At 66.7% G+C, this 19,074-nt stretch carries 16 protein-coding genes; 10 read left to right on the top strand and 6 right to left on the bottom strand.

Features of this window, described 5'->3' with window-relative positions; genetic code table 11:
• Positions 1–4: 4 nt before the first annotated feature.
• Entirely contained in the window at positions 5–1,093 is a 1,089-nt protein-coding gene (locus AC1DKQ_RS19355; RefSeq protein WP_476885974.1) for an adenosine deaminase, read from the top strand.
• A 106-nt stretch (positions 1,094–1,199) separates the two neighbouring features.
• Here the strand turns inward: AC1DKQ_RS19355 and AC1DKQ_RS19350 are convergent, their stop codons facing one another.
• Complete coding sequence (locus AC1DKQ_RS19350) at positions 1,200–2,174, bottom strand: aldo/keto reductase (RefSeq protein WP_476919883.1); 975 nt, start codon at positions 2,172–2,174, stop codon at positions 1,200–1,202.
• Between the two features lie 304 nt (positions 2,175–2,478).
• On the opposite strand from AC1DKQ_RS19350, the gene AC1DKQ_RS19345 reads away from it, so the two are divergent.
• Positions 2,479–4,212 (top strand): SulP family inorganic anion transporter, encoded by a 1,734-nt coding sequence (locus tag AC1DKQ_RS19345; protein WP_476919882.1) that lies wholly within the window; start codon positions 2,479–2,481, stop codon positions 4,210–4,212.
• Positions 4,213–4,335: 123 nt separating this feature from the next.
• On the opposite strand, the gene AC1DKQ_RS19340 is transcribed toward AC1DKQ_RS19345, so the two are convergent.
• The gene (locus AC1DKQ_RS19340) at positions 4,336–5,163 is read right to left on the bottom strand and encodes a CPBP family glutamic-type intramembrane protease (protein WP_476919881.1); all 828 of its coding nucleotides are present in this window, start codon (positions 5,161–5,163) and stop codon (positions 4,336–4,338) included.
• A 373-nt stretch (positions 5,164–5,536) separates the two neighbouring features.
• Here AC1DKQ_RS19340 and AC1DKQ_RS19335 point away from each other — a divergent pair, with 373 nt between their 5' ends.
• Complete coding sequence (locus AC1DKQ_RS19335; RefSeq protein WP_476919880.1) at positions 5,537–6,424, top strand: pullulanase X25 domain-containing protein; 888 nt, start codon at positions 5,537–5,539, stop codon at positions 6,422–6,424.
• A gap of 161 nt (positions 6,425–6,585) precedes the next feature.
• On the top strand, positions 6,586–7,383 hold the full coding sequence (locus AC1DKQ_RS19330) for an alpha/beta fold hydrolase (protein ID WP_476919879.1): 798 nt from the start codon (positions 6,586–6,588) through the stop codon (positions 7,381–7,383).
• A 304-nt stretch (positions 7,384–7,687) separates the two neighbouring features.
• Here AC1DKQ_RS19330 and AC1DKQ_RS19325 read toward each other — a convergent pair whose 3' ends face one another.
• Together AC1DKQ_RS19325 and AC1DKQ_RS19320 are read right to left on the bottom strand one after the other, a co-directional pair.
• The gene (locus tag AC1DKQ_RS19325; protein ID WP_476919878.1) at positions 7,688–9,619 is read right to left on the bottom strand and encodes an alpha-glucosidase; all 1,932 of its coding nucleotides are present in this window, start codon (positions 9,617–9,619) and stop codon (positions 7,688–7,690) included.
• 129 nt (positions 9,620–9,748) lie between these two features.
• A complete protein-coding gene (locus AC1DKQ_RS19320) occupies positions 9,749–10,999 on the bottom strand; it encodes a mechanosensitive ion channel family protein (protein ID WP_476919877.1) in 1,251 nt (416 codons plus the stop codon).
• 220 nt (positions 11,000–11,219) lie between these two features.
• Here AC1DKQ_RS19320 and AC1DKQ_RS19315 point away from each other — a divergent pair, with 220 nt between their 5' ends.
• Positions 11,220–11,966, top strand: a complete 747-nt coding sequence (locus AC1DKQ_RS19315) for a hypothetical protein (protein ID WP_476919876.1) — start codon at positions 11,220–11,222, stop codon at positions 11,964–11,966.
• Positions 11,967–12,304: 338 nt separating this feature from the next.
• Positions 12,305–12,865: a hypothetical protein gene (locus tag AC1DKQ_RS19310; RefSeq protein ID WP_476919875.1), complete on the top strand. Its 561-nt coding sequence runs from the start codon at positions 12,305–12,307 to the stop codon at positions 12,863–12,865.
• Between the two features lie 144 nt (positions 12,866–13,009).
• Here AC1DKQ_RS19310 and AC1DKQ_RS19305 read toward each other — a convergent pair whose 3' ends face one another.
• A complete protein-coding gene (locus AC1DKQ_RS19305) occupies positions 13,010–13,273 on the bottom strand; it encodes a YegP family protein (protein WP_476885964.1) in 264 nt (87 codons plus the stop codon).
• Between the two features lie 261 nt (positions 13,274–13,534).
• Here AC1DKQ_RS19305 and AC1DKQ_RS19300 point away from each other — a divergent pair, with 261 nt between their 5' ends.
• The 3 genes from AC1DKQ_RS19300 (at position 13,535) to AC1DKQ_RS19290 (ending at position 15,926) form a co-directional block, all read left to right on the top strand.
• The gene (locus AC1DKQ_RS19300; protein WP_377988252.1) at positions 13,535–13,852 is read left to right on the top strand and encodes an acylphosphatase; all 318 of its coding nucleotides are present in this window, start codon (positions 13,535–13,537) and stop codon (positions 13,850–13,852) included.
• Between the two features lie 209 nt (positions 13,853–14,061).
• Positions 14,062–14,397: a cupin domain-containing protein gene (locus tag AC1DKQ_RS19295; protein WP_377988253.1), complete on the top strand. Its 336-nt coding sequence runs from the start codon at positions 14,062–14,064 to the stop codon at positions 14,395–14,397.
• Between the two features lie 170 nt (positions 14,398–14,567).
• Positions 14,568–15,926: a diacylglycerol/lipid kinase family protein gene (locus AC1DKQ_RS19290; protein WP_476885962.1), complete on the top strand. Its 1,359-nt coding sequence runs from the start codon at positions 14,568–14,570 to the stop codon at positions 15,924–15,926.
• Between the two features lie 83 nt (positions 15,927–16,009).
• Here the strand turns inward: AC1DKQ_RS19290 and AC1DKQ_RS19285 are convergent, their stop codons facing one another.
• Positions 16,010–17,638: a PucR family transcriptional regulator gene (locus AC1DKQ_RS19285; RefSeq protein WP_476919874.1), complete on the bottom strand. Its 1,629-nt coding sequence runs from the start codon at positions 17,636–17,638 to the stop codon at positions 16,010–16,012.
• A 133-nt stretch (positions 17,639–17,771) separates the two neighbouring features.
• On the opposite strand from AC1DKQ_RS19285, the gene AC1DKQ_RS19280 reads away from it, so the two are divergent.
• Positions 17,772–19,043: an alpha-hydroxy acid oxidase gene (locus AC1DKQ_RS19280; RefSeq protein WP_476919873.1), complete on the top strand. Its 1,272-nt coding sequence runs from the start codon at positions 17,772–17,774 to the stop codon at positions 19,041–19,043.
• The last annotated feature ends 31 nt before the right edge of the window (positions 19,044–19,074 follow it).

Genomic DNA, 19,074 nt, shown 5'->3' with positions numbered 1-19,074 from the left:
CCGGATGGATACGAACGACGGCGAGACTCTGTTTACGGAGAAAGAGCTGGAAGAGCCGAAAGCGCCGGAAGAACCCGAAGCACTCGAAGAACCTGAAGCCGGTGAGCCCCTCGCGCTCCCGGTCGCGGAGCTGCACCTGCATATTGAGGGGACGCTGGAACCGGAGTTGATCTTCGCGCTGGCGGAGCGCAACGGGATCGAACTGCCGTACGCGGACCTGGAGGAGCTGCGCTCGCGCTACGCGTTCACGGACCTGCAGTCCTTTTTGGACCTGTACTACGCCAACATGGCCGTGCTGCAGACGGAGCAGGACTTCGCCGACATGACCCGGGCCTACCTGGCCCGGGCGGCGCTCGCCGGGGTCAGGCATGCCGAGATCATGCTGGACCCGCAGGCCCACCTGTCGCGCGGGATATCACTGGAGACGTGTGTCAACGGAGTGGCCTCGGTGCTGGCCGGATCCCAGGAAGAGTTCGGCATCTCCACCCTCCTGATCGCGGCCTTCCTGCGCGACCTCACCGAGGAATCCGCCCTCGAAGTGCTGGAGAAGCTGCTCGCCATGGACGCCCCGATCGCCGGCATCGGGCTCGATTCCGCCGAGGTGGGCAACCCGCCGGCCAAGTTTGAGCGGCTCTTCGCCCGGGCCAAGGACGCCGGGCTGCACCGGATCGCGCACGCCGGTGAGGAGGGCCCGCCGTCGTACATCACCGACGCGCTGGACATCCTCGAAGTGGAACGGATCGACCACGGCATCCGGTGCATGGAAGATCCGGAACTCGTGGAGCGGCTGGTGGACGAGCTGATGCCGCTGACCGTGTGCCCGCTGTCCAACGTCCGGCTCCGGGCGGTGGACACCCTGGCGGAGCACCCGCTGCCGGCGATGCTCGCGGCAGGGCTGAACGTCTGCGTGAACTCGGACGATCCCGCGTATTTCGGCGGGTACGTGGACGACAACTTCGCGCAGCTGAAATCGGTGATCGGCCTGTCCGAGTTCGACTGCGTCAGGATGGCGGCGAACTCGATCCGTTCATCCTTCGCGAGCGAGGAACGCAAGGCCGAGCTGCTGGCGGAACTGGCCGCGTCCGGGCACTAGACACCAAAGCAACGCGGGGTCACCTACGGCCCATCCTGAGGCATGGGATGGGCCGTAAGTGACTCCGCGTTGTCCGTGGATGAGTTGTGAATCGAACGTCGCGAGCCTAGACGTCGATCGTGCCCATGTTCGGATAACGCGATCCGGCGGCCGCCCCGGCTGGAGCGAGTTCGTCCAGGCGGTTGAGGTCCGCGGCGGAGAGTTCGACGTCGGCAGCGCCCAGGTTCTCCCATAGACGGTCACGCTTCTTAGTGCCCGGGATGGGAACTATGTGCTCGCCTTGGGCCAGCAGCCAGGCCAGTGCCAGTTGCCCGGGGGTGCAGCCTTTGGCGTCCGCCAATTCCTTGACCCGATCCACGAGCTGCAGATTCCGGGCAAAGTTCTCGCCCTGGAAGCGCGGGGAGTGCCGGCGGAAATCGTCCGCCGCGAAGTCATCGGGGCTGCGGAATTGGCCGGTCAGGAAGCCTCGGCCCAGCGGGCTGTAGGGGACAAAGCCGATGCCCAGCTCGGCCAAGACCGGAAGAACCTTGGTCTCGGGCTCGCGTTCCCACAGCGAGTATTCGGTCTGCAGGGCGGTGATGGGGTGGACCGCGTGGGCCCGGCGTATCGTGTCGGCGCTGGCCTCGGACAGGCCAAGGTGCCGGACTTTGCCTGCCTGCACCAGCTCGGCCATGGCTCCGACGGTTTCCTCGATGGGGACGGTCTTGTCCACCCTGTGCTGGTAGTACAGATCGATATGGTCCACGCCCAGCCGCTGCAGGCTCGCGTCGCACGCGGCGCGCACATAGTCCGGGGAGCCATTGATGCCCACCCAGGAGCCGTCGGCCCGGCGTTCGTTGCCGAATTTGGTGGCCAGAACGACGTCGTCCCGCCGCCCGGCAATGGCCCGGCCGACAAGGACTTCGTTGGTGAACGGGCCGTAGATGTCCGCGGTGTCCAGCAGGCTTCCGCCGGCGTCAAGGAAGGCCTGGATGGTGGCGATGGACTCATTTTCCTCGCCGTGGCCGTAAAACTCGCTCATTCCCATGCAGCCCAAACCCAGGGCCGAGACGGTGAGCGAACCGAGCGTACGGGATTCCATAGATATCTCCTGAATAAGAACAGTGGGGGCGGCCGCCGGCACCCGATCGGGCAGCGGGACGGCACGCAGTTGGCAGACCGCCACTCTAGGCCCATCGGGCCGGGGGCACAACGGATGCTCGAAGCAACGCGGGGTCACTTACGGCCCATGCCGGGGCGTGGGATGGGCCGTAAGTGACCCCGCGTTGTTGTTCCGCGGCGGACACAGCCCCGGGGACGCGGGGGCGCCGGGGCGCCGCCCGGGCGGGGCCGGTTCACCCTTGCCGGGGGATGCGCCGGGCGGAGCCGCAAGGAAGAGTGCAGATATGACCAAAACCGGACAGCGGCGCAAGGGTTCGCTGCGCAAGGTGATGCCTGGACTCGATGTCCCCGCCACATATCAGAAGGACTGGTTCGGCAAGGACGTCGTCGCCGGAGTCGTCTTGGCGACGTTGCTGGTTCCCCAGGGCATGGCCTATGCGGAACTGGCAGGTTTGCCGGCGATCACCGGGCTGTACACCACCATCCTCTGTCTGTTCGCCTATGCGGTCTTCGGCCCGTCCCGCATTCTGGTGCTGGGACCGGACTCCGCACTCGGCCCGATGATCGCCGCGACGGTCCTGCCGGTCGTCGCCTCCGGCGGCAACCCGCAGAAGGCGGTGGCGCTCGCGTCGCTGCTCGCGATCATGGTCGGCCTCATCATGATCCTCGCGTCCGTGGCCAAGTTTGGCTTCATCGCCGACCTCATCTCCAAGCCCACGATGATCGGCTACATGAACGGCCTCGCGATCACCATCCTGGTGGGCCAGCTCCCGAAACTCTTCGGGTTCAAGGTGGACAGCGACAACTTCATTGGGGACCTGGTCGGCTTCGTCGAGGGCGTGGCCAACGGCGAAACAGTGGTCGCCGCCGCAGCCGTCGGCATCACCGGAATTGTGCTGATACTGGCCCTGCAACGGTGGCTGCCCAAGGTCCCTGCGGTGCTCGTCATGGTGGTCCTCGCGATCTTGGCGACGTCCGTGTTTGACCTCGCCAATAAGGGCGTCTCCCTAGTCGGGGAACTCCCGCGAGGTTTCCCGCCGTTCACCATCCCGGACGTGACGTTGCAGGACATCGGGCTGATGTTTGCCGGCGCCCTGGGCATAGCGTTGGTGTCCTTGACGGACACGATCTCGAATTCGACGGCGTTCGCGGCGCGCTCCGGCCAAGAGGTTCATGGCAACCAGGAAATGATCGGCATCGGTGCCGCGAACCTGGCCGTGGGCTTCTTCCAAGGCTTCCCCGTGAGCACCAGCGGCTCCCGGACCGCCGTCGCCGAACGTTCCGGCTCCAAGACGCAGCTCACGGGAGTGACGGGCGCCGTGCTGGTCCTCCTCATGCTCGTGCTAATTCCCGGGCTGTTCCAGAACCTGCCACAGCCGGCTCTGGCGGCCGTGGTGATCACCGCATCCGTGTCCCTGGCCGACATTCTTGGAACGGTTCGTCTCTGGCACCAGAGACGAACCGAGTTCTACCTGTCCCTGGCCGCCTTCCTCGGGGTGGCGTTCCTGGGCGTTCTGCCCGGCATCGGCATTGCGGTGGGGCTGTCCATCCTGAACATCTTCCGCCGGGCGTGGTGGCCGTATGAGACCGTGATCGGGCGGGTGCCGGGTTACGAAGGATTTCACGACATCCGCGTCCACCCCGACGCGAAGCACCTGCCCGGCCTGGTGATCTACCGGTGGGACGCCCCGTTGTTTTTCGCCAACGTCCGGCCGTTCCGAGACAACATCCGGCACCTGGCACTAACCGAACCCAAGCCGCGGTGGATTGTCATCGCGGCCGAACCGATCACGGACGTGGACACCACCGCCGCGGACGTATTGCTCGATCTCGACGTCGAGCTGAACGCGCAGGGTATCAACCTGGTCTTCGCCGAGCTCAAGCATAGGACCCGGGAGAAGATCGAACGGTACGGCCTTACCCGCGAAATCGAGCCCGAGCATTTCTATCCGACCACCGAAGCAGCCGTAGCCGCCTACATGGCCCAGACCGGGGCAAAGTGGAGCACCGAGGACTGAGAAGTGCCTGGGCGGAACGGTTCTGGAGCCTGGGAGCAGTGGCCTAGGAATCGCGAAGGCCAGTCCGGCGGCTAGGGCAATGGGCCCGGCATGGGACGGCAGTGGTGAGGACATGATCCCTCCTTAGCGGGGAACGGGATCTGATCCGGAACGGACCAGCACTGAGTCGATGGCGGAGGCAGGCGCCGTACGCCAGGCGCCCCGGTCCAGGAGGACGGTAGTGAGGACCGCGAGGACCACGACGGCGAAGTAGATGAGTTCCGCCCGATCAGCCGCGGCACCGGAGAAGCCGAAGGAACCCACCGTGAACGTGCCCTGGCTGATGTGGAAGAGGTAGGTGAGCAGCACGCTTCCGCCGGTGCGGTTGAACAGCCACACGTAGAGGAAAGTGATGGCGAAGGTTGTGGGCAGCCCGATCACGCTGAGCTGGCCGAACAGGACCAGCGGAAGATGCCAGAAAGACACCACGACGCCGAAGAGCGCCGCGGACCGCAACGGATTCCACCGGGCCTGGAGCAGGGGCAGGGCATAACCGCGGAAACCGGGCTCCTCGCCCAGGGGGCCGTCCATCGGATTGACCAGCCGCACGGCAAAGACAACAAGGAGCCCGGACCAGCTCACTTCTGCCAGCCCCGGAGCCGGCGCGCCGAGGACCATGGTGGCGAATCCGGTGAGTAGCGCCATCACCGCCGGGAGGAGGAGGGCCACGGCGTACCAGATCCAGCCCACCCGCCACCGGATCAGCCGCCGGCCCCACGCCCAGTAGCCGGCCCTTCCCTCTGCGAGGCCAATGATGATCAGCGCCGACGCGAGCGGACCGATCGGCAGGAATTCGAACTGCGGCATCAGCCCGGCCGCATAGAGCGGCCAGGAGCACCAGGAAATCGCGAACGTCAGGACAAAGAACGCCGGGAGGCGGTGACGCTGCAGCCAGACCTTGAATCTCGGCATGACGGCTCCTGAGCAACGGCTCCTTGAGCAACGGGGACGAATACGGCTCATTGTCCGCCGGCGGGCACTCCGGGTCCAGCGCCCTTGGTCCAGCACTGTCGAATCCCGCGCTCCCGAATCCCGCGCCCTTGGTCAGAGCTGCCGAATTCAGCGCTGCCCAAGGGACATCAACTCCAGCACTGCCGGAGGGGCCTGGCGGCCAAGAGTACTCCGACGTCAGGCTACTCGCGGGTAGCGGTGAGTTTGTCCCTCGCGTACCCCGCTCAGCCCTGTCATAGTGGGTCACGACACATAGAGTTAACGGAATCCGCTCGCAAAAACTAGCCTTTCCTTGGCAAAATGCAGGTGGATCAATTGCTTCTAAAGGAGACCCATGGGCGCGAACACCGCGGAAAACACCAACCTTCGGCTCAAGGCCGTGCTTGATGTCTTGGCAGAGGAGGTATGGACTGGCGAGAAGCTGAACGCCGGGGCCGTACTGGGCGAGGCAATCGCACGGGTGCCCCTCAACGACCACGAAAGCGAACTCCTCAGCGGCGGCATTCCCCGCGGCCACAAGACGCTGACCACCGCCACCTCCAAGCTGGTCAAGGCCGGCTGGCTGGTCAAGGGCCGCGCCGGCTGGTCCATCACCGATGAAGGTCAGCGCGCCACGGTTGCTTTCGCCGAACCTGTTGCCTTCGCTGCGGCGCTCGACGCCGGCACTGCAGTTCCGGCCGGCACTCCGCTGCCGGCTGCTCCCGCGGTAAAGCCGGTGAGAGCCGCAAAGCCGGTCGCCATCGCTGACGAAGCCCCGTCGAAAACATCGAAGGTTGCCGGCAAGGCCGCCAAGCTCATCGAGGACGCTGTGGCCCCTGTGGCCAAGGCTGTGCGGAAACGCAAGCCCGCTGCCCAGGCCCCTGCGGCGAAGGCTGCGTCAGCCGAAGCTCCGGCGGCCCCGGCTGTCAGCGTCGAAACCATCGAGCAGCCGGACGCCGTCGCGGTTGCCGGTGACTTCAACGTTCTGATCGGCGCGCCCGCCAACTGGGCGCCGCAGTATGACGAAGCCCAGATGGAACTGGACCAGGTGGACCAGCTCTGGAAGATCGCCGCGGACCTCCCTGCCGGCTACTACACCTTCAAGATCGCCCTGAACCGCTCCTGGGACGAGAACTACGGTGCGTTCGGCGTCTTCGACGGACCCAACCACGAGGTCCACCACGGCGGCGGGCTCTTGGTCATTCAGTACGATCACAGCACCCGGGACATCGTCCTGCCGTAGGCACCGACACCCAATACTCCTGCCGACGCGCAAATGACCCTGCGATACCCGAATTCGGGTGTCGCAGGGTCATTTGCGCGTCCTGGGTCATTTGCGCATCGTGGGTGGGTTGGCGCGTCCTGAGCCTGCCCGGGGACCGCGGACCGACCTAGCATTGCTTCATGGATACCGTCGAGGTTGCGGGCCTGCGCATCAGGTACCAGCGTGCGGGCCAGGGTCCGTCGCTGGTCTTGCTGCACGGCGCCTACGAAGACAGTCGGATCTGGCGGCGGCAGCTCGAAGCGCTGTCGGACGAATTCACGGTCTTCGCCTGGGATACGCCCGGGTGCGGCGGCTCCGACGATCCGCCCCCGGACTTCACCGGAAAGGACCTGGCCGACGCCCTGGCCGGATTTCTGCGGGAAGCCGTGCCGGGCAGGCCGCACATTCTTGGGTTGTCCATGGGCTCCGGGATTGCGCTGGAGTTCTACCGGGCATACCCGTCAATCCCGGCGTCGCTGGTGCTGGCCTCGGCGTATGCCGGCTGGGCGGGATCTCTGCCGCCCGAGGAAGTGGAGCGCCGCTACGCGCAAGTCCTGGCGGAACTCGAGCAACCGCCGGAGCAATTCATCCCCGTATGGCTGCCCACTTTGTTCACCGACCGTGCCGATCCGGAGGCGGTGCAAGAAACCAGCGGCATCATGGCCGACTTCCATCCAAGCGGCATGCGGGCACTGTTGAACGCGAACGCACATGCCGACTATCGCGATGTCCTGCCCACCATCGCGGTGCCCACTCTGCTGCTGTACGGTACGGAGGATGTCCGCGCGCCGCTCAGCGTGGCCCGCGAGATGAACCGGCGGATCCCGGGTTCGACGCTCGTGATGATTCCCGACGTCGGGCACATGGGCGCCGTTGAAGCGCCCGACGCCTTCAACGCCGAGGTACGCCGGTTCCTGCGCGGAGTGACCGCTGGTTGACGCCTGCTAGAACCGGGTGGGGTCCGGCCGCGGCGGCACGGGGCCGGGATCCGGAATCGGGAGGGGACTGGGCGGCGTCGGGAACGGTCCCGGTTCCGGTGACGGCGTGGGTGCGGGTCCGGGTACCGGCTCGGGCCCCGGAACCGGCGGCGGCGTGACCGGGCCAGGTTCCGGTGGGAACGGGTCCCCGGGCTCCGGCTGCGGCGAAGTTGGACCCGGTTCTGGCGGAAACGGATCGGGTTCAGGGGGCGGTGGAATTGTCATGCCGGACTTCCTTTCGGAGTTGGTGTTCCAGATACGGCCTTCAGGCGTCGCTGCGCCGGCGCAAGACCCGCAGTTCCCACGGCCGCAGGCGCATGGTGGCCGTGCCGCTGCCCCAGACGGCACTCGCGGCTGAACCGCCGTCGGACGTGCCGCCCCGCACGGCGTTCGCGGCTGAACCGCCGTCGCCCGTGCCGCTGCCCCAGACGGCACTCGCGGCTGAGCTGCCGTCGGCAGCGCCGCTGTCGGCCGGGTAGTTGCCCAAGACCAGCTCGGCGTTCTGCCAGGCCGCGTCCCCGAGCTCTGCGTCCCGCTCCTCGCCGGAGAAGTTGCCCAGAACCAAAAGCTCCGTGCTGTCTGAAGGAGTGCCGGGGGAGCCATCTGAACCGGGCCCAGCCAGCGCCCGGGTGAACGCGTAGATGTGCGGGTCGTCTGGCAGGAGCATGCTGAAGTTCCCGTGGGAGACCACAGGTTCGGCGTGCCGCAGCGCGATGAGCTGGCGGTAGAAGCTGTAGACCGAATCCGGATCGTCCACCTGGGCCGCGGCGTTGATGTGGTTAGCGTTCGGATTCACCGCGATCCAGGGAGCCCCCGTGGTGAATCCGGCGTGCCGGGAGGCGTCCCATTGAACCGGGGTGCGGGCGTTGTCCCGGTTCAGCGGCGCGAGGGCGGCGAGGACTTCGGCGTCGGTGTGGCCGAGGTGGGTGGTGGCCTCGCGGTGGTGGTTGAGGACCTCGATGTCGCGGTAGTCGCTGATCGCGCCGAAGCTCATGTTGGTCATGCCCAGTTCCTCGCCCTGGTAGACGTAGGGCGTGCCCCGGTGCAGGTGCAGGATGCCGGCGAGCATCTTGGCGGAGAGTTCGCGGTGCCGCGGGTTGTCGTCGCCGAAACGGGACACGGCGCGCGCCTGGTCGTGGTTGCCCCAGTACAGGCTGTTCCAGCCGGTCTTGGCCAGGCCGTCCTGCCAGCGTCCCAGGGTCTGCTTCAGCTCGGTGAGCAGGAGCTTCTTGGGCCGCCATTTGTCGCCGCCCTCCTGGTCCAGGGCCACGTGCTCGAACTGGAAGACCATGTCCACCTCGGCCCGGGCGGGGTCGGTGTACAGGACGGCGTCGGCCACGCTCACGCCGGGCATTTCGGCCACGGTGAGCAGCTCGCCGCTGCGGCCGGCGAAGACTTCCCGGTGCATCTCCTGCAAGAACTCGTGCATGCGCGGGCCGTCGATGTAGAACGGGCTGCCGTCGCCGAAGAGCTTGCCGTCCGCGACCGGGCCGTCCGGGAGCGCGGTGTCCTTGGAGATGAAGTTGATGACGTCCATCCGGAAGCCGTCCACGCCCCGGTCCAGCCACCAGTTCATCATCTCGTAGACCGCCGCGCGGACCTCGGGATTCTCCCAGTTCAGGTCCGGCTGCTTCTTGGAGAAGATGTGCAGGTAGTACTCCCCGGTGGCCTGGTCGAACTCCCACGCGGGCCCAGAGAACGCCGAGCCCCAGTTGTTCGGCTCCGCGGCGGTGCGCCCCTGGGCGGCACCGGCGTCGGGCTCCCGCGGCGGCCGCCACCAGTACCAGTCGCGCTTCGGGTTGTCCTTCGAGGACCGGGATTCGACGAACCAGGGGTGCTCGTCCGAGGTGTGGTTGACCACCAGGTCCATCACCAGTTTCATGCCGCGCGCATGCAGCCCGTCGGTCAGTTCCCGGAGCTCGTCCAGGGTGCCGAAAAGCGGATCGACATTGCGGTAGTCGCTGATGTCATAGCCGTTGTCGTCCTGCGGGGAGGTGTAGATCGGTGAGAGCCAGACGACGTCGACGCCCAGCCGCTGCAGATAGTCCAGCTTGCTGGTGATGCCGCGGAGGTCCCCGATGCCATCGCCGTTCGAGTCGGCAAAGCTGCGCGGGTAGATCTGATAGACGACGGCGCTCTGGAACCAATCGCTGGCAGCCGCCTTTAGTGTTTCGGCGGGGGCTTGTTCGACCGTCATGGGGACTCCTCAGCTGGTCCTGCAGACAATGCGGGCAGCTACTGCTGTCCCGCCAACGTCTGATTATTGACCAGTTGGCGGAGGCTGGGAAGACCTGTCCGGTCCGCGGCCCAGTAGAAGCGGCCCGGCCTAGTTCTGTGAGGCGATGGCGTTGTCACGGTCCTCGAAGACGTCCTCGCCCGGACCGGAGAAGGCCTTGGAGCGCTGGATCGCCTCGATGGATCCGGTGAACAGCTGGGAGTCGTGCGGGTCCGGGTGCCGGTGGTGCTCGGCCGTGGCAGTCTTGCCCGGACGTTTGGCGCCCGTCCCGGCGTCGGAGGCGTTGGAGGAAGCCGTGGAGGAAGCCGCGGACGGCAGCGATTCGAGTCGCACGTGGGGGAGCGCCGTCGGGTGGTCCTGCTGCAGGAACAGCACCAATTCCTCCCGGATCAGGCAACGGAGGTCGAACAGGGAGGCACTGTCGGCCGCGCTGACCAGAATGCGCACGCGGACAAAGCCGGCGGTGGCGTCCGTGATCTGCAGGACCCCCACCCGCTGGTCCCACAGCGGGGTCTCGGCCAGGACCTTCTTCAGCTCGCCGCGCATCGCCTCGACCGGTGCGCGCCAGTCGAGGTCAAACTCCACGGTGCCCATGACCTCGGACTGCCGCCGGGTCCAGTTCTCGAACGGGGTGGTGGTGAAGTACGTTGAGGGCAGGATCAGCCGGCGGTCGTCCCAGATGTGGACCACCACATACGTCAGGGTGATCTCCTCGATGCGGCCCCACTCCTTCTGGACGACCACCACGTCGTCCACCCGGATCGCGTCCGTGAAGGCGAGCTGGATGCCGGCGAAGACGTTGACCAGGGAGGTCTGGGCGGCGAGGCCGGCGACAATCGAGATCACGCCCGCGGAAGCCAGGAGCCCGGCGCCGAGGGCCTGGATCGCGGGGAAGGTCAGCATCGCGCTGCCCAGGGCCACCACCACGATCAGCGCGACGCCGATCCGCCGGGCCAGGATCACCTGGGTGCGCAGCCGCCGGGCGCGGCGGTTGTCCGCGACATCCACCCGGTACCGGGTCAGGACCATCGCCTCGATGATGAGAAGCATGGCGATGGCCAGCCAGGCCAGGGACGCAATCAGCGCAATCAGCAGCAGATGGTCCAGGCCGTGGCGCCATTCGAGGTCCCCGGTGCTTGTGGCCAGCGCGATCCGGACGGCCACCAGGCACAGCGAGAAGCGCAACGGCAGCCGGGCGACGCGGGACGTTTCGCGCAGTTCGGGTTTGCTGCGGTTGAGCCGGAGCACAAGCTTGCGCACCAGCCAGGACAGGACCAGCCCGGCAACCACGGCGAGGGCCATGGCCAGGAACGGCATTGCTTGTGTCAGGAACTCTTGCATTAGTTAAGCTCTAGCAAGCTTCCGCGGGCAATTGAAATCGTCGGTATGTCAACGTGGGTCCGGTCACGCCGCGGCAGAAGTCGCGCAGATGGTGGCAGGCACGGCACGCTGCGGCGCGTCCCGGCGGGTTGTGGCCGCCAACCCGGGACTTTTGGCTCTTGCTTTTGCGCCCGGACGTTCCAGAATGGTCGAACCACTTGAATCCCAGGGGGAGGGTGACATGCGTCGTCTCGCGGCGTTCGGCTCAGCAGCATCGGCCGGTTTCTTAGTTGCGGCACTGCTCGGCGCCTGCGGCGGTCCCGCGGGTCCGGGCCCGACGTCGCCGGCGATGCCCTCCGTGCCCCCACTGACGTCCGCGCCCGGCGCAACAGATGTTGCGCCCACCGAGCCGCCCTCGGCACCCGGCACGCCCGCGCCGACGGCGGCCGACTGGAAGACTTTCAAGACCTCCGACGGGAAGCTGGAGTTCGACCACCCGGCCGAGTGGAGCGTGAAGGACCGCGGCGCCGAGGCCTCGCCCGGCGCGGTGTTCCTCGAGGTCCTCACCGCGGACGGCAAGTCGCTGGCCACGTTGCGGACCAACGTAGCCACAGGCTCGGAATGCACTCAACGGATCCCCTACTCACTGCTAGATCTGGTGCCCGTCCCAGCCTTGGCCCAGCAGGGTGTCACACCGAACTTCATCTTTGAGTTGCGGCTGTATCCGGCAGAGAAGGACCCCATGAAGGCCAACGTCATGGCTTACGGCATCAGCTCGGCGCCCAAACCGTCCGGGCCCGATGCCTGTCCGATCTTCCATTTCTTCACCTGGCCGCCCAGCGGAGCGTCGTTCGGGGGCGTCTACAACCCCTTCGACACCAGCCCGGGCAACGAGGCGAATGTCGACACCCCGGAGGCCTACATGGAGACCTCTGAATTCAAGAACATCAGGAAGATGATCACCTCGCTGCACCCGGCGGGGCAGTAGGACCGGCCCGGGCCATGGTGGGGCGGCAGCGACGCACAGTCTTTCAGGCTCCGTTCGTCTCGGGGCTGCTCCTCACAGGCCTGCTGCTGGCCGGTTGCGGCTCACCGGGGGTGGCGCCCGCAACATCCGGCGCTGCGTCGGCGCCGGATGCTACGTCCGGGGCCCCGTCCCCGGGAAACACTGAGTCGGGAACCGCTACGCAGGGAACGCAGGGAACCCCGCCGACGGGAACAGCATCGGAAACAACACCGGGGACCACGACGCCGGCCACCTCACCTGCGGAGGGGGCCCCGCCGTCGTCGTCCGGGTGGAAGACGTTCACGACGTCGGACGGGACGTTGAGCTTCGACTACCCGGCCACATGGGTGGTCCGGGATCCGGCGGGCCAGGCGCCGCTGGGCGGTGAGTTCGTGGACGTTGTGAACGGCGCCGGGAAGCATATGGCCGCGCTGCGCACCAACATAGTCACGGGCGCCGAATGCGGCGATCAGCAGCCGTACTTGCTCATCGATTCGGAACCGATGCAGGCCCTGAGTGAACCTGGCATGGCCGACCAGACTGTGCCGCGCTACGTTTTCGAGGGCCGCGGTGATGCCACAGCCACTGACGCTTCGCCGCCCACCATCGCGTCGTACGGGATCACCATGATGCCGGAGGAGACCGGACCCGTGTCGTGCCCGATGTTCCAGCTGTTCCTCTGGCCACCCAGCGGGGCGCTGTTCGGCCAAGCCTATGACCCGGCGAAGAACACGACGCCGGGGGACCCCGGGCTGCCGTACCTAGAGAAGGCGAAGCTGTACGCCACCACGGCCGAGTACCAGGACGTTCGGAAGATGATCACGTCCCTGCGTCCTGCGAAGGGTGCGGTGACAGGCGCAGTGACGGAGCCGGCAAAGTAGCCGCAGCCGGGCACCGGGCACCCTCAAAGGATGTCCTGAAAGCCGCAAGCCGGGCACGAGGTGCCCTCAATGCCGCTCCTACGAGCCGCAGCCGGGCACAGCTAAGCAGCCGGCCGTGTGGCCGGCTGGCAAGCTAGACGTGAACTACACGGCGGGCAGGTGCCGGTGTAGGTGACGATGGCCCGGGGCCGACGCATTCTTGCTGGCGCGCTGTCCAGTCCAAGGGTTGTTGCGGGCCTCGCTGATCAGCCCGGTACCGGCGCACTCGCGAACGGCCATGATGCCGTTTGCTGCTTGGCGCTTGTCTTCGAATGGTGTGGAAATTGCTAACACGGTCCCGTCGGCTGCGAGCAGCCGGAAGCGCACATTGGATTCAGAGTCAGTGAAGATTTCGAATTGTCCAGCCATTATTTGTCCTTTTTCTGGCAGTTGTAACCGCCGGTGGTAAGGGGAAGAGCACTTCGGTGTGCTGTTGCCGGGTCGTCGACAAGCTGTTGCAGTGCCGGAAGCTAGCTTTTCGCGGACGGCAGCCGCTCGAAAAGAGGCAAAGGTCCTCTTGTGTCTGGGTGGTGAGACTATGTCTGCACTACCAAACCCGGTCTGCCCAAGCCCTGTATGACCAAAAACTGTGACTAAAATCGGCGCCATTGTGGGCGCTACATTGGGAGCATGACTGAGAAACACCGGGCGCAGTTTCCGGCCGATTCCGGTGAGCCCGTGCGGCTGAACGCCAGGGTCTCCGGTGTGGTTCAAGCTGTTGGCTTCCGGTACTGGACGGTCCGGAAGGCCGAGGAGCTGGGGCTCAGCGGCACGGTCAGGAACAACATGGACGGCTCCGTGGGCATCGTGGCCGAGGGGCCGCAGTCCGTGGTGCTGGAGCTGCGGCGCTGGTTGCGCTCGCCGGAAGCGCCCGGCCGGGTTGACGACGTCGAAGAGTCTGTCTCTGCGGCGACTGGGGAGTTCGGCGGATTCGACGTGGCGTACTAGAGCTAGGGCGTACTAGGGCTAGTGGCGTACTGGGGATGGAGCTGTATTGGGGCTGCAGCTGTACCCGGCTGCTTGGGCGCTCCCGCGACTCAGAAACGGTGGCCTGAGGTGCATGCCAGGACATCGACCCCGGACGGTGACCGGGTGCGGGCCAGACTCCGGGGCGAAGGACCCTCGGCAGCGCGGCGTGAGGCGAGTACGGTGTGCCCATGCAGAAAATTTCGATCGATGCCCTGGCCAGGCAGCAGATCGCGGCTGCCCTCGCGGCAGGGAGCGGACGGGCTGCTGACACCGTGTTCGGCGGGCACGAGAAAGTTCTGCGCCAGACCGTCATGGCGTTCAGGGCCGGGACGCAGCTGAGCGAGCACCAGAACCCGGGCGAGGCGACCGTGTTTGTGCTCCGCGGCTGTGTGCGCCTGCGGGCCGGCAATGAATCCTGGCAGGGCAAGACCGGCGATCTGCTGATCGTGCCGGCGGGACTGCACAGCCTGGAGGCCGAGGAAGACTCGGCGATTTTGATGACGGTGGCAAAAATCAGGACCTGAACGGCCGGCCCGATTCTGTGATGGCCGCATTCATTCGAGGCGAAGGAGAGGCCGAAAGTGAATTCCAGGGATGGCAGAGACCTCGGGCGCCCGCACCCTCGACACGGGGAGCTCCGGGCGGGGACCGGGACGATGGCCGCCGTCGGGGTAACGCAGATCGGGGGCGCGACATGAAAGTCATACCGTCCATCGAGGAGGTCCCGGAAACCCGGCGGTGGTGGGCCAGGGCGGCCTACGCGGCGGTGATCCTCGCGGTGGCTGTCCCCTTGGTGGCTGCGGGTTTTGCAGGCACCATTGCCCTGGTCGTCACCGGGTTGGGCGCCGTGCTGGTGGCCGTGGCCGCGATCTACTGGTTCCTCATCAGCCGCGGTTTCCTGCGCTGGTGTGCGCTGGCCCTGGCGGTGCTGGCCCCGCTGGTGGTGCTGGCCCTGTATGTCCAGGCGAGCCTGCTCCGCGAGGTGGTGATCGCCCTTGCTCTGGCGTTCGTGGCGGTGGTCTGTGCCCGTGCCGCCCTCCGGGAAAGGGGTGAGGGCAAAGCGATGGCCGAGTACCCCGCTCCCACCTGGCGGCATGCCTTCCTGGTGATGAATCCGCGTTCCGGCGGGGGCAAGGTGGTGAAGTTCGATCTCAAGCGGAAGGCCGAGGAACTCGGCGCCGAGGTGGCCCTTCTTGAAGGTCCCGGACAGGTGGACGTCGACGCGTTGGCCCGGCAGGCGGTGGAGCGCGGCGCCGATCTGCTCGGCGTCGCCGGTGGGGACGGAACCCAGGCGCTGGTGGCCGGCATTGCGGCCGAGCACAACCTTCCCTTCCTCGTGATCAGCGCCGGCACCCGCAACCATTTCGCCCTGGACCTCGGGCTCGACCGGGAGGACCCGACGGGCTGCTTGGACGCCCTCCGGGACGGGGTGGAGCTGCACGTCGACCTCGGCAAGATCAACGGCCGCACCTTCGTCAACAACTCATCCTTCGGCGTGTACGCCGAGGTGGTGCAGAGCCCGGAGTACCGCGAAGACAAGGCCGGAACGGTGCTGCAGATGCTTCCCGACCTGATCAAGGGCGCTAAGGGTGCGCGACTTCGAGCCCAGATGGACGGCATGACAGTGGACGGCCCGCAGGCGGTGCTGGTCAGCAACGGTCCGTACGGCAGCAACGACCTCGCGGGCCTGGGCCGCCGGACCCGGCTGGACCGCGGAGTTCTGGGCGCGGTGGCGCTGTCCGCGGCCAGCACCCGCGAAGCGGTCGGCCTGCTGCGCCGTGCCACGAAGCACGGCCTGATCCAACGAGTCGCGGCGGAGGTGGTGGTCGACGCCGACGTGCCCGAGATCCCCGTCGGAGTGGACGGCGAGGCCCTGCTGATGAGCACGCCGGTGCGGTGCAGCATCGAACCCCGCGCCCTGCGGGTCCTGGTTCCGCAGAACCGGCCAGGCGTCCCGCCGGCCCAGCCCTCCCTGGACCTGGTCCGGCTCCGTGAGCTGGCCTGGGGGCGGCACCCGACCGCGCCGACCGCACCGGCGTCCGCCGGCGGCTGATGCCCCGGGCGGTGACAGAGCCGGGCGTCGACAGCGGTTGACCGAGCCGCAGCAGGTCAAGCCTGAACCGCGTGAGCCAGCCACTAGTTGTGTCGTGCCCATAACTGCAGCCACACGAGCAGGCGCGTTTCGGCGTCGTCGAGGTCTATGCCGAACAGCGGCTCCACGCGGGACAAGCGGTACCGGACCGTGTTGACGTGCACGTCCAGCGACTTGGCGGCGTCGATCGCGTTGCCGCCGCAGCTCAGGTAGGCGTAGAGCGTCTCCTCGAAGGATTTCTTATGCTGTTCGTCGTACGCCGCGATGCTGAGCGCGTGCGCCCCGGGCAGCTGGCCGGCGGCGGTCAGCGCCGAGACGAACTGGCGCAGCAAAAGACGCGAGCCGAGGGAGTCGTCGTCGGCCACGATGTCATCGGAATCGGCGGCAATGAGCCCTTCCGCGACGTTGCGCACCAGCTCGGACAGGACCAGTTCCGCGTTGACCCTGGATTCCTCGAGACGGTCGATCGTCGCCGCGACGCCCATCGCCGCCAGGACCGGACGGGAGAGCAACCGGCGCGCATTCTGCACAATCTTCAGGATCGCGCCGCGCTGGAACTGGCGCGACGATTCCGTGGTCTGCGGCAGGACGATGTACACGATGTTGTCCGAGAGCCCGCAGACGGCGGAGGGCAGCCGGATGGCGCAGGCGGTCCGGATGGTGTCGAAGAGCCGGAGGCGGGACTGCAGGGTCTCGGCCGCGATGGCATCGGATGGCCAGATGCCCAGGGCCGCCACACGGATCGACGGCGCCGAGATCCCGAGCCTGATGGCCGCCAGTTCGGCGCGTTTCGGATCGAACAGCAGCGGTTGGACCAGATCAATCTGGCGGGTCAGGTTGGAGACGTAGGTGGTCCGTTTGTGCAGGATGTGGAGCGCGGCCACGTTGGCTGCTTCGCGCAGGATCCGGCTGGCGTCCTCGTTGGGGTGGGCGGCCAGTTCCAGGAGCCAGAGCGAGCCCAGCACGGAGTCGCCGGCCCGGATGGCGATGGCCGTGCGCCGGAGCAGGGGATCCTGGGTCGCCACATCCAGTGCATCGGTGGCGGCATGGACCCGGCGGTAGTCGTTGTCCGTTTCCGCTGAATGCGGCACGTGCAGGCTCAGGATGGAATTCCTGCGCGTCTCGTCAATGGGCTGGTCCGGGAGGGTCGAGTACGCCAGGATCGTCTGCTCGGGATCGGCGATTGCGATGGCACCGCCGGCCTGTGCCGCCACCGTGTTGGCGAGGTCGAACAGGTCGCCGGGCCGGATGTCCACCAGGGTCCGTCCCGACTGCCGGTGCGGGATGACGGCGGCATCCATAATCTCCGCGAGCTGGTTCCACGGCACCGAGTCGGAGGCCCGGAACAGCGCCATCCCGTTGTCCCGGGCCGCTGCCCGCAACACCTCGTCCGAGGTGCCGTTGGATTTGTAAACGATCGCCACGTAGCCGGCGTCGCTCAGCTCCCGCACTTTCGCGCCCAGACGCTTGCCGGAGAGGGACAGGCCGATGGCCAGGGCAACGGCGCCGGGGAACCTGGTGGGCCGGGCCGTCGAGTCATAGAGCACCGAACCGGCGACGATCTGCCGGTCATCGGCCGGCATTTCCACGAGGCTGAGAATTTCCGAACCCGCCGAGCGGGCGACGTCGGCCAGCGTGGGCAGGGCGTGCCGCTCCGCCGGAGGCGTCGTCATGGCTTCCCCAAAAAACCCGTTTGGCATTCGCTACTAATCATGGGCCCCTCAATTTGTCGCAATCTCCATAGTGGCGCGGAGCTTCACTTTCTACGCTGAACCATAACGCAGCACAGCAAACGGAAGGCCGTCATTGAAAATCAGCGAAGCCACGCAGCTCATCCAGGTCAAGGCCCCGGTGATATCCCGCCGACGCCGGGTGCTGGCCAACGCGTTCAATGTGGAGGAATACCGGAAATCGGCGCGCCGGGTCCTGCCGGCCGGCATTTTCGATTATTTGGACGGCGGATCTGAAGACGAGGTGACGCTCCGCCGCAATCGGGCCGTCTTCGACGCGTGGGCCCTGATGCCCAGCTGGGGCCCGGTTTCCGGCCCGGACACCAGTGCCACGCTGCTGGGAAAAGAAAGCGCCCTGCCGCTGACCTTGACTCCGACCGGGGCCACCCGGTTGTTCCATCCCGACGGCGAGCTCGCCGTCGCGGCCGCCGCCAGCCGCGCCCGGATCCCCTACGGCTTGGCCGGGCTGAGCACCGTTCCGATGGAGACCATCGCGGAGCGCCATCCGGGCCTGGACCGCTGGTTCAACTTTGGCCTCACCTCTGACGCCCAGGCGATGAAGACCAAACTGGCCCGCTGCGATGCTGCCGGTTTCAACACCTTGATTGTCGGCGTCGACACGCGGGCACTGGGCTCCCGGGAACGGGACCTCCACAACGGCTTCACCGCCCCTCCGGCGCTGACGCTGTCAACCATCGCGGACATCGCCCGGCGCCCTTCCTGGTGGGTCAACTTCCTTCGCGCGGACGGCATCAGTTTCCCTAACCTGGATCCGCAGAGCCCTGCCGCCACCTCCGTGGTGACCCCGACCATGTGGCAGCACATCCTGGGCCACTCGGATGCGAGCAGCGGATGGAAGGAACTCGAGGCGTTGCGGCAGGCCTGGCACGGCAAGATCGTGCTCAAGGGCTGCGTCAACCCGGCCGACGTCGCGAAGGCTTCGGGTATTGGCCTGGACGCCGTGCAGCTGAGCAACCACGGCGGCCGCCAGCTGGACCACATGCTGAGCCCCATGGATGTCCTGCAGGAATCCCGGCAACGCGTGGGCGACTCGATCGAGATCTACGTGGACTCCGGCGTCCGCCGGGGGAGTGACATCCTCAAGGCCCTGGCGCTCGGAGCGGACGCTTGTTCGATCGGCCGGGCCTACCTGTACGGGTTGGTGGCGGCCGGATCGCCGGGTGTCGGACGCATCATTGACATCTTTGGGGACGAACTCCGGCGTACGATGACGCTGGTGGGCGTTTCCAGCATTCCCGAATTGAAGGCACGGGGCGGGGAAATTCTTCGCGACATCCGTCATTCCCCCGAAGTCCTCGAAACAGCAGCCTCAGGCTCCCGACAGTAATTATCCCGGAACAAAATCAGCCCTGAACAAT

This window comes from Arthrobacter sp. 05L421, from assembly GCF_056397785.1.
Note: the sequence above shows the minus strand (reverse complement) of the source record. Positions and strands in the feature narration are given on the sequence as shown.